This is a genomic window from Terrimonas pollutisoli (assembly GCF_029360765.1).
GTDB lineage: Bacteria > Bacteroidota > Bacteroidia > Chitinophagales > Chitinophagaceae > Terrimonas_B > Terrimonas_B pollutisoli.
On the sequence record NZ_JARKNA010000019.1, the window covers coordinates 78659 to 94311 of the forward strand.

Sequence of the window (15653 nt, forward strand, 5' to 3'; positions counted from 1 at the left end):
ATTATTTGAATGCTTTTCTCTCCTTGGCCCATGCCAGGGCTTTTTGAAATTGCTGCTCAGGAGTAAGGTTGGTGTTGTCTAATACTATGGCATCATCAGCCTTTCTTAATGGGCTGACCTCGCGGTGTGAGTCAATATAATCCCGCATCTCCAAATTGTTTTTTACTTCTTCAATCGTGATGTTGGGATTCTTTTCATACAATTCTTTGAACCTGCGTTCAACTCTTACAGCATTGTCTGCTGTCATAAATATTTTTAGCTCAGCATTGGGAAAAACAACTGTCCCGATATCCCGACCATCCATTACAATGCCTTTCTTCACGCCCATTTTTTGTTGCTGCGCTACGGCAAATGTTCTCACCTCTTTTATCGCCGCCACCTCACTTACTTTCTCGGCTACTACCAGGTCCCTGATCACATATTCCACGTTTTCATCATTCAGGTATATTTCACTCGTCTCATTTTTTTCATTGAAATGAAAATCGAGATGAATTTCTTTTAAGGCTGCCTGTACCTCTTTTTTATCAGTCCAGTCAACATGATTTCGCAGAAAATATAAAGTAATAGCCCGGTACATAGCTCCACTGTCTACATACACATAGCCAAGCTTTTTCGCCAGCCCTTTTGCTAATGTGCTTTTACCACAACTTGACCAGCCGTCTATCGTAATTATTATTTTTTTAGCCATAACTGGTATGCCGTCAGCAAGCGGGGTGCTAGTAGATTTCGATATTGAAAAGGTAAGTTCCTGATTTTCCATAATATCCTACTTCCTGCAAAAATAAAAAGGAGTGCTGTATAAAAGCACTCCTTACTCGATTTATTATGAACTTAATTTAGGCCTTTGATTTTGTTTCCACCTTCTTAAAGGAGAATACAATTTTGGCTTTATCCTTATCCAGGTCGGCCTCCAGCACATCCCCGGCCTTCACATTCATATTTAATATCTCTTCAGCCAGCGGATCTTCCAGGTATTTCTGAATAGCCCGATGCAAAGGTCTTGCGCCGAACTGAACATCATATCCTTTTTCGGCAAGGAATGATTTTGCCTCTTCGGTCAAAGTAAGATTGAAGCCAAGGTTGGCCAATCTCTTCATTACACCCTTCATCAAAATATCGATGATGTTGAAGATATGTTCTTTTGTCAGGCTGTTGAAGATTACTACATCATCTATACGGTTGAGAAATTCTGGCGAAAATGTCTTCTTCAGTGCTTTTTCTATTACCGCTTTATTAGCTTCATCCTCATGCTCTACCCTTGAAGAAGTAGCAAAACCAACACCAGCTCCAAAATCTTTCAATTGACGAACGCCAATATTAGATGTCATGATGATCAGAGTATTCTTAAAGTTCACTTTCCTTCCCAAACCATCTGTCAACTGCCCGTCATCCAGCACCTGTAACAGAATATTATAAATATCCGGGTGTGCCTTTTCGATCTCATCCAACAGGATAACACTGTATGGTTTGCGGCGAACCCTTTCAGTTAACTGACCACCTTCTTCATATCCTACATATCCGGGAGGCGCACCAATTAAACGGCTGACAGTGAATTTTTCCATGTATTCACTCATATCGATGCGAACTAATGCATCTTCGGAATCGAACATATATCTCGCCAATGCACGGGCCAACTCTGTTTTACCAACACCTGTTGGACCTAAGAAAATGAATGTGCCAATTGGCTTTTTCGGATCCTTCAATCCAACCCTGTTGCGCTGGATGGCTTTCACTACTTTTTGAATAGCTTCGTCCTGGCCAATCACCATTTCCTTCATGTCATCCATCATCTTCCGCAACTTTTCAGTCTCGGCCTGTACCATACGTTTAACAGGAATACCCGTCATCATACTTACTACTTCAGCAATGGCCTCTTCATCTATCGGATAGCGTTTATGCTTGCTTTCTTCTTCCCAATCTTGTTTTGCTTTTTCCAGGTCTTCGGCGAGTCTTTTTTCTGTATCACGCAAAGAAGCAGCTTCTTCAAATTTCTGACTCTTTACAACTTTGTTCTTTTCATTTTTTACATCTTCAATCTTCTTTTCCAGATCCACGATGTTTTGAGGAACGTTGATGTTCTTCAAATGCACCCTGGCACCAACTTCATCCATCACGTCGATAGCTTTATCCGGAAGAAGACGATCGGTGATATAACGATCACTCAACTTAACACAAGCATCAATTGACTCATCATTATAAGTTACGTTGTGATAATCTTCGTATTTCGACTTGATGTTATTTAAAATCTGAACTGTTTCTTCTACACTTGGAGGATCAACGATCACTTTTTGAAAACGACGATCTAATGCACCATCTTTTTCGATATACATCCTGTACTCATCCAACGTAGAAGCGCCGATGCATTGGAGCTCACCTCTTGCCAACGCAGGTTTGAAGATATTGCTCGCATCCAATGAACCACTCGCTCCGCCCGCACCTACTATTGTATGCAGCTCATCAATGAACAGGATCACATCACGATTTTTTTCCAGCTCATTCATGATTGCTTTCATTCTCTCCTCAAACTGGCCACGATATTTTGTACCAGCTACCAAAGCAGCCAGATCAAGAGAGATTACTCTTTTATCGAATAAAACCCTCGATACCTTTCTTTGAACAATGCGAAGGGCCAGGCCTTCAACGATCGCTGTTTTACCAACGCCAGGTTCACCAATAAGAATTGGGTTATTCTTTTTACGGCGTGAGAGAATTTGTGATACCCTTTCGATTTCTGATTCACGGCCAACTATCGGATCCAATGATCCTGATTCGGCCAGTTTTGTAATGTCCCGTCCAAAATTGTCAAGAACGGGAGTTTTGCTTTTCACGTTAGCTCCTTGCTTGGATCCCTTTTGTTGTGAATACTTTTTCTCGTCTTCAAAATCATCATCGTTTTCATCGGTGAATTCAGCACGGGGATCACTTGATTTTACAATGCCTAATTCCTGGCGAAAAAGATCGTAGTCCACGTCAAATTGATTTAAGATTTGAGTTGCAATATTTTCTTTATTCTTTAAAATGGAGAGCATAAGATGCTCTGTTTCTACCGTCGTACTCTTTAAAGCCTTTGCCTCCAACACTGTCACTCTAATCACTTTCTCAGCTTGCTTCGTCAATGGCAGACTGTTGATGTTAGCAATGTTTTTTCCTGTCTTATCTTTTACAGCCAGCTCGATCTCTTTTCGAAGCTCATACAAATCGACATTGAAGCTTTTTAAAATGCGGACAGCTGTATTATCACCTTCCCGGATTAAACCAAGAAGCAAGTGTTCGGTACCGATAAAATCATTTCCCAATCGTAGCGCTTCTTCCCTGCTGAACGAAATGATCTCCTTTACCTGGGTTGAAAAATTATTATCCATATTTAGATAATTGGTTGTGTTACAATATTAACAAATATATTTGGTATCAAGTTCTCCGTAATTATAAACGGATTGTTGATAAACTTAGTTGTATGAAGGTCAAAATAGATACCAAAGAAAGATTTCATGCCATCACGCTGCCGGGCGACTCACTTTCTGCTACTATGACAGAGGAACTGGGTGCATGTCTACTTCCTTACCTGCAAAATGACGTTAAAAACATAGTGCTCATTCTTAAAAACATCCAAACTGTGGATAAGGTTGCAGCTGAAAAGCTTGTTTCCATACAGCAAAGCTTCTATGAAAGTAATGCATCTTTTGTGATCTGCGAACTACAAAAAAGCGTCGAAGATTTTTTGGACAAAAATGAACTTTTAGAACTGATGAATGTTACACCAACCGAAAGCGAAGCTTGGGACATCGTTCAGATGGAAGATATTGAACGGGAGCTGATGAATGACGAAGAGGGGCTGTAATTCAACGATTCACCTTTTTAAGTACCGGTCAGCTTCATCACTGTTAAAAATCTTGCCGCACTCACCATCTTTTGTCACAAAACTCATTGTTCGTACTTTTAGAACATGCTCGCTGTAACCATCCTTGGAAATAACTCAGCCGTACCGGCATTTGACCGGCATCCGACCAGCCAGGTAGTCACACTGGATGCCTTTAGCTTTTTGGTGGACTGCGGGGAAGGGACGCAGATACAAATGATAAATTACAAGATCCGCCGCAGCCGTATTTCGCATATTTTTATCTCTCATCTCCACGGCGATCATTATTTTGGCCTTATCGGTCTTATTAACTCGTTCAGCTTATTGGGCCGCCAGCAGGAGTTGCATATTATCGGACCTGCGCCGCTTCAACAATTAATAGAACTGCAATTAAAAGTAGCCGACACAACCCTCTGTTTCGATCTGCACTTTCATACGATCAGGAATGAAGGCGTTTTGATTGACAATGATAAGTTTTTGGTAAAGTGTTTTCGAACCAATCATCGCATAGAATGCTACGGCTTTGTGTTTGCGGAAAAAAAGAAACCCCGCCGGCTGATCCTCGAAGCCGTCAGGGAAAACAATATCCCCCTACATTTTTATGAGCGATTGAAAAACGGTGAAGACTTTGTTTCCAGTGTGGGTGAAATAATTAAAAATGAATGGCTTACTGAGGCTGCACCCAAGGGAAAATCGTATGCTTTTTGTGCCGATACAAAATATAATGAAGACATGATAGCTCATATCAAAGATGTCGATATGATCTATCATGAGACTACGTATTTGGATAATTTTCGTGACAGGGCGGAACTTCGATTTCACTCCACTACACGCCAGGCTGCAATGATCGCTCAAAAAGCAGGCAACAAAAAACTGTTAATTGGCCACTTCAGCAGCAAATACGACACTCTCGAAGAGTTTGAACAGGAAGCAAGAGAAATTTTCCCAAACACAGATCTGGCTCTTGAAGGAGTAACTTACAGAGTTTAAGGAGTGTCAGCAGTTCAAAAGGTTTCAGAAGTTGTGTTATTGAACCCACTAAATTTTTAAACCTATTAAACCCGTCAATCAGCATGCACATTTACCTCAAATTTTTGGTAAATGTCCCCGCTCCACCGTTGTGAGTTTTTTAATTTGATCCTGCCATTACCCTGTCCGTCCACCAAAAAAATCATGGTACGTAACCCGCTCCCCCCGATCCCCCCTTCGTTATACAACTTGTAGTCGCTTGACTGCAGTTCAAAAATGTTGGTATCCATATTGTCGATCTCCCAGGAGTAGCCAGCGGTCGGAGTCTCCTCCAACTGAATCTCGATAGTGTCTCCTTTATGCACTGCGATGCTCGTATTGCTACCGGCAAAAACTTTATGATGCATATGAAGTGTTTTAAACCAGTTTAAAATTTTAAAATTTACCGGGAACCGATTATAGAAAGGTTTAAGAGGTTTGAAAAGTTTCAGAGGTTCAATAGTTTGAATGGAACATTCAACTTTTGAAACCTTTTGAACTCCTGGAACTTTTTAAACCCTTTACGGCTCCCGGTAAATTCATGATTACCACACATACATTTCAGTGATAACACCGTTTTCCTCAGAGAAATCTATCCTGCAGTTTTTTTCCCTGCAGTGAGCGGCTAATTGTGTCATTGCCTCGCAAGCTGAATCATTAGCTGTAGTTAATTTCTTCCATCCAACGCCGGCTATACTCATCCAGGAATTACGGGCATGCAAAGTAGTGTACAATGCATTTACCCTTTTATCTGAATTCCATACGGCGGCTTCTGCAGCGGTGATTCCTTCTTCCATTTCAGGAGGGGTGAGCTGCGGAGCATTAGCAGACGTAACGAGTGTTGTATAAGCGGCAGCTTGTTGCTGCACATTGACTGTGGGGGCATTTGCACCTGTGTTTCCATTAGCAAAGGCTGAACCGGCAGGTGGTATTTTTTCGGGTGATTTCATTTTTCTACTCATTTTAATGATTTTTTAAAATACATAAATAGTGTCGATAAGACCATTGTCAACATGGACATCCACACTGGCATTGGTGGCTTTTGCCGCAGTCAATTGACGAACGGAATTGATGAATCCATCATCATTGTTGTTGTTTATTTTTTGCCATCCTTCATCGCTCAGGTAGGCCCAGGCATTTCTTTCCTGTGCGTTGGCCCACAAGCCGACCACTTTTTTCCCACGTATCCAGCGGGTATTCAGGATGCCATTGATACCAAATGATTCTGCATCGATACCAGCCTGGCCATAGCCAATTCTAAAGTAGCCTGATTCGCCCCAGGCGGTACCCCAGCTATTTTTACAAATCCAGCATTGCAGGTTGTCATCATAACCAACAATAGTTACGCAGTGGCCACCGATAACTGTAGCATTGGCAGTTTTGCGGTAAACACCACTTGAATAGTAATAATAAAAATCGCTATAGACGGTGAAGCATGCCTGAACGGGCCCTTGAGAAGAAACCCAATCCCTGGTGGCCTGTACGCCACCAACTTTAGTATAGCCTGTTGTTCTTATGACCCTGTTTTGCCAATCGGAGCAGCGATTGGTGCAGTTTTGATCACCTGCAGTATAAGGGTAGCAAGCCTCATCGCAAACGCCGATATCGCGGAAACCAATTTGTGATGGTTCGGGCCACCAACCGCCTGAACTTCCACCGCATGTTCTGCCCTGCGCCCGGGCTATGCAATAGAAAAGATGCGCCTCAGATAAATCGATGGCATAACCGGCGCCGCGCAAAATTTTTACTTTGCTTTCAACGGCAGCTATGGCGCCAAATGCGACGCAGGAACCACATCCACCCTGATTTTTAACTGGCGTAACAAAATTCTGACCATTGATATTTCTCCAGTCAATTGCAGCAGGCGCAGCAAAGGCACTGGTATCAGGGCTTGTGGACAAATAAGCTGCATACTGATCAACAGCGGTTTTTTCCCTTGCTTCTAATGAGAGTTCATCCCCTCCGGGTGTATAACCCAGGTATTTTTTTCCTTCCTCTTCCGACAGGTTAGCCAGAAAAGTGGGTGATGCATGCCAGGTATGACCTTCATGGGCAATGGCATCTTTTACGGTTTGAAATTCTTGTTTAGCCATACGATTGAGGTTTAAAGTTTGCCTACTCTGTTCAGTTTTCGGCGTCCCTGCTGCATACTTTTTTATTTAATGTCGCTGTTCTGCACGTGACGACAACGACTAACCAGGCCGGGATATAACGGATTGGTCCGCTATCTGAATAAATAACCTTTGGAGGCTTATACTATTATACTATAAGAAGATTTTAAACAAATGATTTGCTTTTGAAGATCATAATTTAGGTGGAGTTTGAATAGACCTTAGAGCAAATCAACTACAAAGCCATTAGCCACTAAAAAACTACAAATTGAATCAACTAATTCCACGCAGGTAAAGAAAAGCCTCAAAGGGTTCTGCCATTTTAATTAACCAGAGCGTTTAAGGCATAGGATATTTTGTACGAAACCAGAACCAGGTACTAATTGAGCTTTTGATAATAGTGAGAGAGAATATTAATCCAGAGATTTGAATGATCCTTCTTGAAGACAAATCCTGATTGAAGTAATTTCTAAAATCGGATATTAAAGGTAATGTAGAAACTAACCCAAACAATAATTTGAGACATTAATTTTCAGCGATTTTCTACGCAAATTTTTTGCATCAGAAATTACGGATTTACTACCGGTAATTTACGATCGGCACATGCCTTTCCTCATTGAGTTGTCAGTTGCCGGTATTGATCCAATTATAAAACAATGGGAATTCTTTTCGCCAGGTTGCTTCATTATGTTTACCATCATCACGGATGACTGCCTGCATTTTTGACTTCGATACTTTGCTCATCGCTTCATAGGCCTTCAGCATATCGGGTACCATTCTTTCCCCTTCCAACTTGCCTGCAAAAAAATAGATTTTGGAATTAACCTTTTTACCTTTTGCTTTGATGTCGTCAAAGATCTTTGGCGCTACCCAAAACGCGGGAGAAAATACAGCAACCGCTCCAAAAATCCGTGGATACTTAAGCACGGCATACAGCGAGATCAGGCCACCCATCGAACTACCAGCGATAGCTGTGTTGGCTTTGTTTTTTACGGTTCGATAATTTTTATCAATAAATGGCTTTAATGTCTTGACAATAAAATCAACGTAGGCGTTACCTTCTCCTTTATTTGAAGTACTGGGTGCTCCTGGTCCGCTTAGATTAAAATCATAAGGGCAGTATTCATTCATTCGCCTGATCCCGCCATTGTCGATAGCCACAACGATGCACTCGTTGGCATTCATGCCCAGCGAATCAAGGTATTCATCCACCCCCCATTCTCCGCTATAAGAAGTAGCATCATCAAAAACATTTTGCCCGTCATGCATATACAGCACCGGAAATCTTTTTGAACAGCTATTGTAACACCCGGGCAGATAGATCCAAATCCTTCTCGTGCGTTTAAGTTGGGGTATTAAAAATGCTGTATCAATTACCTGCACATTTTTACTGGCTGTACTTTCTTTGGGAACAGCAGGAAAACGATCCGCCCACTCTTCAATAGCTATCTGTATGTTTGTATTTTCTTCCACTTTTAATAACCGGTTTTCGATTCCTGCACCTGCTTTTTTGCATTCTGCCTTGTCCCACCCGCCACGGGTAAGTTTGTACTCATATGAGCCCTTATCCAATTTCAAGTCGAGGTAGTAACTTCCTTTATCATCCCTTTTAAATTTATAGCCTTCGTCCCGGGGATTCCAGCCATTGAATGAACCAGCAACATAAATACTGCTGCCAGAAGGATGAAATTCCGGCAAAGCTTTTATCTGCAACTGAACTGTATGCTGTGCCATAGCCGCAGCGGTTAAGAACATTCCAAGAATAGCAAAGGCAATCCTATTCATACGTGCAGAGTCGTTGAAATTTAAAATAGGCAGTTCTCTTAATTGAACCGGAGAAATTATTACAGGTCACTGCCCTTCATTAATTCTTTGATTTTTGCATGATGCCCAGCACTTACCGGCCAAACAGGTTGCCGGAAAGTATTTTGACAAAGTCCCATTTCCGCTAAATAAGCTTTTACGCCGCTGGGACTTCCTTCTGCAAACATAGAATTGATAATATCCGTATAACGATAATGAAGTTCTTTTGCCTCTGCAAATTTTCCGTCGAGGCAAAGACGAACCATCGTTGAAAAACCCTTTGGATAAGCGTTGGCAACAACAGATGTAACGCCTTCGGCTCCGAGTGCAATCATGGGTAGCGTAATACCATCATCACCACTGATCACCATAAAATCGGCGGGCTTGTACTTTATGATCTGCATCACCTGGTCAAAGTTTCCGCTTGCCTCCTTGGTAGCGAAAATATTCTTGCACTGGTGAGCAATGCGCAACTGGGTTTCTGCTGTAATGTTTTGGCCGGTGCGTGATGGCACATTGTATAACATGATAGGGAGCGGCGCATGATCATTCAATAATTTATAATGCTGAAATATCCCTTCCTGATTGGGCCTGTTGTAGTAAGGACCTACAGAAAGTATTGCATCATATCCTTTGAGGTCAAATGATTTAAAATGCTTCAGCACTTCACTTGTATCATAGCTACCGATACCGGCTACCAATGGAAGCCGCCCTGCATTCACCTGATTCACGAAAGAAAACACCTGCTGCTTTTCTTCTCCATGCACGGTTGCACTTTCACCCGTTGTACCCAGCACCACCAGGTATTCCACCTTGCCCACAATCCAGAATTCGATCAGCTTCTTAAAGCTATCCCAATCGATTGTTCCGTCTGCATTGAAGGGTGTAACGATAGCAATACCTGTTCCGGTGAATTTCTTTCTGAGTGACATTTTAAATTAAAAATTGAAGATTTAAGATTACTATTTAGATAATTTGTTTTGTTGAATAATGAACAGAGCGATGAAGACTGCTCTTCAACAAGCTCAGGGTAAACTGCAAGAGTCGCTGCCATGAAAAACAATAGTTCGGCTTCGCTCACTACCCTACACTTCATCCCAGAATCCCATCTTACCAAACTTCTCTATCCGGTCATTCACCCTTTGCTCGGGAGTCTTTTGCTTTAATTCCTTTAACACGGGTATAAGATAACTGCGGAGAATTTTTGCCGATTCATCATAATCCCAATGCGCACCACCAATCGGCTCCGGTATAATGCCATCAATGAGCCCAAAACCCAGCATTTTATCGGCCGTCAGCCGAAGTTGTTCAGCAGCAATTTCTTTATTTTCCCAGCTCCGCCATAAGATAGAGGAGCAGCTTTCGGGACTAATTACCGTGTACCAGGTGTTCTCCATCATAAAAACCTTATCGCCCACGCCAATCCCTAATGCGCCACCACTGGCGCCTTCGCCTATAATAACACAAATGACAGGAACTTTTAACCGGATCATTTCATAAATATTCCTGGCAATGGCTTCCCCCTGCCCTCTCTCCTCAGCTTCCAGTCCGGGAAAAGCACCAGGTGTATCAATCAACGTGATAATAGGTTTATTAAATTTTTCAGCAAGCTTCATTAATCTCAGCGCCTTTCGATAACCCTCGGGATTAGCCATTCCGAAGTTTCTCAATTGGCGCATTTTTGTGTTGATTCCTTTTTGCTGCCCGATAATCATTACCGTTTCACCTTCCAGCGAACCAAAACCGCCGACCATCGCCTTGTCATCCTTGACATTCCTGTCACCAAACAATTCCACAAAATTCGTCGTCATCTTTTCGATGTATTTCATCGTATAAGGTCTGTCCGGATGACGGCTCAACTGCACTCTTTGCCAACTGGTGAGATTTTCCGTAATGGCCTTTCTTTTTTCCAAAATATTCTGATCCAAACGCTGGATCAGATCGCTCATATCAATCTTTGTTTTCTCCTGCCTGTGTTTCGCATTTTCAATTTCTTCGATCAGATCCTTTACGGGTTTTTCAAAATCCAAAAACTGTCTGTTGGCATTAGTTGGCATAGTCAGTAAAATGAGCGGCTAAATTAAGGATTATATAATAATGAATTGGACGGTATTGAAATACCAAAAAACAAGAAGTTCAGGTAGTCGTGAATTACCTGAACATTTTAAAAAAACGTTTGTCTGTATATTGCTGATTTTATCCGTTCACGGTATCAGCCAGCATTGAGGAGTGAGAAAGATATTTTTGATCGGGAGCGTAGATATATAAACAAGCCCCATTTTTTAATGTGTTGATGATAGCCTTTGCATTTTTTAGAGGTACGGCCGGGCAACCCTGGCTTCTTCCAATGTAACCGCGGGAAGCAATGTAAGATTCATTTACATAATTAGCTCCATGTATGACGATAGCTCTTGAAAGTGCGTTGTCATTTATTCCTTTTTCAATTCCATCCAGTCGCAAAGAATAACCATTACTTCCATTGTATGTATCGCCGGTGATGTAGAATCCCGGGCTGCTCTTATAAGACGAAGTTCTATTTGAAAAATAAGTAGCTGTTTCTTTGCCCGAATTTCTTCCATGTGCTACCAGTGTATTGTAAAGCACTTTATAGTTGCTCATATCCAGCACATACAACCTTTTTTGACTACTTGGCTGACTGAAGTCGACTATCCCAATAACAGATTGGTTGAGCAACCTGCCCTGAGTCTTTAGTTTTTCCCATCCCCTTTTTGCAAAATCAAATGCTTCCCTGCTGAGACCAGCCAGATCCAGCTTCAAACTGTCGTAAACAGACTTATGACTGCCCTCCGTTAAGGCGGGATCATTGACAGACACCCATACGGCATTCTTGTCCTTTACACGCCTTTCTGTCACCGACTTACCGAAGGCAAACGGTAAATGTAAAAGACTGATAAACAATGATGATAAAATGAGATAAAAAGATTTCAGGTTCCTGTTCATAGCTGATAAAGGGTCATTTAAAAATCAGCCGTATTGCACCAAAATCATGCCTTTTGGGGCATTTTTTTCCCAATTAACATTTCTGAAACTCACTTTTTAAGTGACTATAAATCAATACAATAATGTTTATGGAGATGGTAAAAGGAAAGAAATTTAAAGATTGTCACAGTAATGCCAGAAAACAGAACGACCATTAAAAAAGAAAGGGGTGGATGGAAATCCTCCCCTGTTTTTAAAATCCAATATCCTATGAAAATCTAATAAAGAAGTTGCAAAAGCAATACCAATATTTTTAAACGGGAAATCGAAATAAAGTGTGTATTTAATTACTCAACAATCCCTTATTTACAATCGGTCCTAAAAAAGTGTGGAATTTCTGCGTCTTACAAACTATCCAATTTAATCAATCTTCCCTCTTAAATGTGATGATAAAGCTGGTTCCCTGGTTTAGTTTGCTTTCCACATGCACTTTGGCTTTGTGCGATTGAAGGATTGTATAAGACGTTGCCAATCCCAGACCCATTCCATTTTTCTTTAACGTAAAGAACGGTTCAAATAACTTAGGCAAATATTCCTCCGGAATTCCCTTACCATTATCGCAGATAGTCACCACATAACTGTCCGGTGTCTCGGCAAGTTTAATAGTCAGTTCCCCCTTGCCCTTTTCCATTGCTTCAATGGCATTGATCATAATATTGGTAAAGGCTAAAACAAGTTTTGATTCATTAGCGGCTATTACCAGTGGGCTGTTGGGGAAATATCTGTGCAAGGTAATTTTTTGCAAGTTGATTCGGTCCGCCGCATAATTGATACTCTCGTCGAGTAAATGCTGCAGGGAGTATCTTTTAAATGCCATCTCCAATGGCCGGGTAAGATCAAGCAACTCCGTAATGATGTGGTTGATGCGTACACAATTTCTTTGCATAATATCCACCAGGTTCTGATGACGTTCCTCCTCGTCCTCATCTTCTTCAGGAATCATAAATTGATCCAGCGAAAGCCCGATGTTATTTAAAGGATTTCTTATTTCATGCGCCAGGGTCCGCATCAGACGCTCATTCGAAGCCAGTTTTTGTGCATGCAGGTTGGCCAGCTCCGCCCGCTTTATAGCTGTGATATCGTGCAATACGGCATGCACAATTTTTTTGTTTTCGCTATCTCCAATAAATGACAGAGAAAGAAGACATGGCTTTACTTCACCTTTTTTACTAACGATTTCCAATTCGAGGTCCCTTATATCCTGATTCTTTTCAAAAAGGCCCTGCACCATTTTTTTTTGCGAGTCATCACGGATAAAAGAAAATAAATCACAATTGGCTAATTCTTCGCTGCTGGCAGCGAATAAAAGTGTGGCTGCATGATTAGCTTCTTTTAACTCCAGGTGATCATTACCGATAAACACTGCGTCTTTTGAATTTTCAAAGAGTGCCCGGTATTTATTCTCCCTTGTTCTTAATTCTTTGAGGTCAGCGGCACGATCAAGTGAATAACGCATGCAGCGTTCCAGCTTTTCTGAATTGAGTTCTGATTTGATCAGGTAATCAGTGGCGCCGCTCTGCATGGCTTTAATGTCAATATCACGGCTACCCTTACCTGTTAATAAAACGACAGGATTGTCGAGCCTCTTACCAGATGTCTCTTGTAAAAGCTCCAGTCCTGTATGGGTTCCTAAGCGGTAGTCGACAAAGTAAATATCATACTGGCCGGTTTTAATTTTCTTAACTGCCTCGTCATAATTATTGCACCAATCAATAATGAACTTATCCTTTGCAATATTTTGTATGTAATCAGCAATGATGAAATAATCATCTTCGTCATCATCAATAATTGCAATTCTGATCTTGCGGCCGGTAAGCATATTCCCTCTTAGGTTTGTGGTAAAATTAAAGTAAAACTTGCCCCATTGTTTTCATGTCCTTCTGCATATATGATGCCGTTATGTTTTTCGGCTATTTTTCTGCAGATCGCCAATCCCATTCCGCTACCGGGATATTCCGATTTACCATTTAGCCTGACAAAAGGCCGAAAGATTTTTTCAGCATCTTCATGAGCAAAACCGATACCATTATCCCGAACGGTGATCTTAAAGAAATCTTTTGCCGTTAATGATTTGTATCGTTGCTTTTCCGCTTTGCTCAATATTTCTGTATTTACTTCCACTACCGGTTCCATGTCTTTGTTACAAAAAACAAGGGCATTTTCCAGCAAGGCCTTCAGCAATAGCTTTAATTGCGCCCTATTACCAATAACTATGGGAAGTGAATTGATGTTAACTGACGCATTTTTTTCAGCAATGATCTGCTTCAATTCTCCTTTAACCTCACCAGCAATTTTGTAGAGGTCACAGGCATGCATTTCCGAATCAACTGCATCAATACCTGCATAGGTTGAAAGGCTATCAAGCATTGTACGCATGTCCGATAAACAAGCTTGAATGCGGGTTATATATCCCTGCAAATCTGCTGAACCGCCAATCTTATCGACAACACGATCAATAAGCACGGAAAGCTTTCGCAATGGCGCATCCAGGTCATGAGCAGCTAAATCAATAAATTCGGCATAATCTTTTTGATAATTGCGGGGCGAATTACCGGAAGAGGCGCCGCCATTTTGTGCAGCCGATTTTTTCCCATGAATAAAAAGAAGGAGTGAGTCTGAAAAAACAGGAAGTTTTATTCCCCGGGCATTGATAGTATATGTCGGTGAGCCCGGGGTGTTATCAGTCTTATTAAAAGAAAAACTATGCGCCTGATTTTCTTTTAAGCCAAGACATGCCTCCCATTGTTTTTTTATGTTTTCCGTATAATCGGAAGAATCGAATATAGCCGTGAAATCATGATTTAGATCAAGTGAAGATGATTCAAAAAAAAGCGGAGCAGACACACTGGAGAATAATATTTTTTTATTTTTAGCATCAAATAAAAAAAATGCATCTGAATACGAATCTTTGTTGCGTTCAATAGATTCTGTTGTGCTCATTATTTTTATTTTTTAAACCGATGGAATGTTAAAGTTAAAAGTTTTAATTATTGACGATGAGGTAGATTACTGCCGTATCATGGAAAACTATTTTAAAAAAAAGAATTACGAAACAATTTCATCTTACACGTTGAAAGAAGGGTTACAATTAATTGAAGACGCTCAACCCGACATACTTCTTTTGGATAACAATTTGCCTGATGGGCAAGGCTGGACACATGTGGATGCAATCGTAGAAAAAAATCCACACTTGCGGGTTTACCTTGCCAGCGCCTATCATCAAAGAGGTGATTTTTTTCCGAATTCACCTCAGGTTACAGTTTGGGAAAAACCAATTTCGATGAAGCTGTTGAACAGTACTTTTTAACCATACAATCTTTAGCAAAGAGCAAGCAATCGCCGGGCGATAGCCGACAGGTCGTTTATGCTGGATGGTTTGATAACATATTCCTTTGCTCCCAATTCAAGGCATTTCTTTTTGTAAACGTCCGACCCCGACGTGCTCCAAATCACTTTCGGAATGTGATCGTATCGTGGGTTATCTTTTAGTATTTTTAATATTTCTGCGCCATTTAGCTCTGGCATGTTATAGTCCAATACAATCAGTGAGGGTAATTGACCTGAAGACATTGCTTCTAAAACGGACAGCACTTTGCGACCCGTATTAATGAACTGAAGCGCTATACTGTTATCGATGTCGGAAAAAATTTCTTTCAGCAGGTCTTCATCGTCGATATCATCCTCACCAAGCAGGATAAATTTGGGGATTAAATGGGGGGCAACGGCTTTTTGATCAGGTGGAGTTAATGGCACAGTTTTATTACTTAAGTTAGTTTGCTGTAAGTTAAGGATAATTCCATTTTGCGAATTTATCAGTAACTTTTTTTGATTTTTTCTTTGTAATTATGTGACTAACCCGGTGCTTTTTCAAATTT

The 15653-nt window shown here is 41.1% G+C and carries 15 protein-coding genes; 3 read left to right on the plus strand and 12 right to left on the minus strand.

Annotation, left to right across the window (positions count from 1 at the left end; translation table 11 throughout):
- Position 1 precedes the first annotated feature (1 nt).
- Together cmk and P2W73_RS22170 are read right to left on the minus strand one after the other, a co-directional pair.
- Positions 2–688, minus strand: coding sequence for a (d)CMP kinase (cmk, locus tag P2W73_RS22165; RefSeq protein ID WP_276504296.1), 687 nt, complete (start codon positions 686–688; stop codon positions 2–4).
- Between the two features lie 148 nt (positions 689–836).
- A complete protein-coding gene (locus P2W73_RS22170; protein ID WP_276504297.1) occupies positions 837–3362 on the minus strand; it encodes an ATP-dependent Clp protease ATP-binding subunit in 2526 nt (841 codons plus the stop codon).
- A gap of 92 nt (positions 3363–3454) precedes the next feature.
- On the opposite strand from P2W73_RS22170, the gene P2W73_RS22175 reads away from it, so the two are divergent.
- A complete protein-coding gene (locus P2W73_RS22175; protein ID WP_276504298.1) occupies positions 3455–3838 on the plus strand; it encodes an STAS domain-containing protein in 384 nt (127 codons plus the stop codon).
- A gap of 105 nt (positions 3839–3943) precedes the next feature.
- Complete coding sequence (locus P2W73_RS22180) at positions 3944–4846, plus strand: ribonuclease Z (protein ID WP_276504299.1); 903 nt, start codon at positions 3944–3946, stop codon at positions 4844–4846.
- Positions 4847–4920: 74 nt separating this feature from the next.
- Here the strand turns inward: P2W73_RS22180 and P2W73_RS22185 are convergent, their stop codons facing one another.
- The 9 genes from P2W73_RS22185 to P2W73_RS22225 all read right to left on the minus strand — a co-directional run bounded on the left by P2W73_RS22185 (position 4921) and on the right by P2W73_RS22225 (position 14718).
- The gene (locus tag P2W73_RS22185) at positions 4921–5232 is read right to left on the minus strand and encodes a protease inhibitor I42 family protein (RefSeq protein WP_276504300.1); all 312 of its coding nucleotides are present in this window, start codon (positions 5230–5232) and stop codon (positions 4921–4923) included.
- 177 nt (positions 5233–5409) lie between these two features.
- Positions 5410–5826 carry a hypothetical protein gene (locus P2W73_RS22190; protein WP_276504301.1) on the minus strand — a complete coding sequence of 139 codons (417 nt, stop codon included), beginning with the start codon at positions 5824–5826 and terminating at the stop codon, positions 5410–5412.
- A gap of 12 nt (positions 5827–5838) precedes the next feature.
- Positions 5839–6957, minus strand: coding sequence for a C1 family peptidase (locus P2W73_RS22195; RefSeq protein WP_276504302.1), 1119 nt, complete (start codon positions 6955–6957; stop codon positions 5839–5841).
- 642 nt (positions 6958–7599) lie between these two features.
- Positions 7600–8760: an alpha/beta hydrolase-fold protein gene (locus P2W73_RS22200; RefSeq protein WP_276504303.1), complete on the minus strand. Its 1161-nt coding sequence runs from the start codon at positions 8758–8760 to the stop codon at positions 7600–7602.
- A 59-nt stretch (positions 8761–8819) separates the two neighbouring features.
- Positions 8820–9710, minus strand: coding sequence for a 4-hydroxy-tetrahydrodipicolinate synthase (dapA, locus tag P2W73_RS22205; protein WP_276504304.1), 891 nt, complete (start codon positions 9708–9710; stop codon positions 8820–8822).
- Between the two features lie 153 nt (positions 9711–9863).
- Complete coding sequence (locus tag P2W73_RS22210; RefSeq protein ID WP_276504305.1) at positions 9864–10808, minus strand: acetyl-CoA carboxylase carboxyltransferase subunit alpha; 945 nt, start codon at positions 10806–10808, stop codon at positions 9864–9866.
- 166 nt (positions 10809–10974) lie between these two features.
- Entirely contained in the window at positions 10975–11739 is a 765-nt protein-coding gene (locus P2W73_RS22215; RefSeq protein WP_276504306.1) for a murein L,D-transpeptidase catalytic domain family protein, read from the minus strand.
- A gap of 403 nt (positions 11740–12142) precedes the next feature.
- A complete protein-coding gene (locus tag P2W73_RS22220) occupies positions 12143–13597 on the minus strand; it encodes a hybrid sensor histidine kinase/response regulator (protein ID WP_276504307.1) in 1455 nt (484 codons plus the stop codon).
- An 8-nt stretch (positions 13598–13605) separates the two neighbouring features.
- The gene (locus P2W73_RS22225; protein WP_276504308.1) at positions 13606–14718 is read right to left on the minus strand and encodes a sensor histidine kinase; all 1113 of its coding nucleotides are present in this window, start codon (positions 14716–14718) and stop codon (positions 13606–13608) included.
- 25 nt (positions 14719–14743) lie between these two features.
- On the opposite strand from P2W73_RS22225, the gene P2W73_RS22230 reads away from it, so the two are divergent.
- On the plus strand, positions 14744–15085 hold the full coding sequence (locus tag P2W73_RS22230; RefSeq protein WP_276504309.1) for a response regulator: 342 nt from the start codon (positions 14744–14746) through the stop codon (positions 15083–15085).
- Positions 15086–15096: 11 nt separating this feature from the next.
- Here the strand turns inward: P2W73_RS22230 and P2W73_RS22235 are convergent, their stop codons facing one another.
- The gene (locus P2W73_RS22235; RefSeq protein ID WP_276504310.1) at positions 15097–15531 is read right to left on the minus strand and encodes a response regulator; all 435 of its coding nucleotides are present in this window, start codon (positions 15529–15531) and stop codon (positions 15097–15099) included.
- Between the last annotated feature and the right edge of the window lie 122 nt (positions 15532–15653).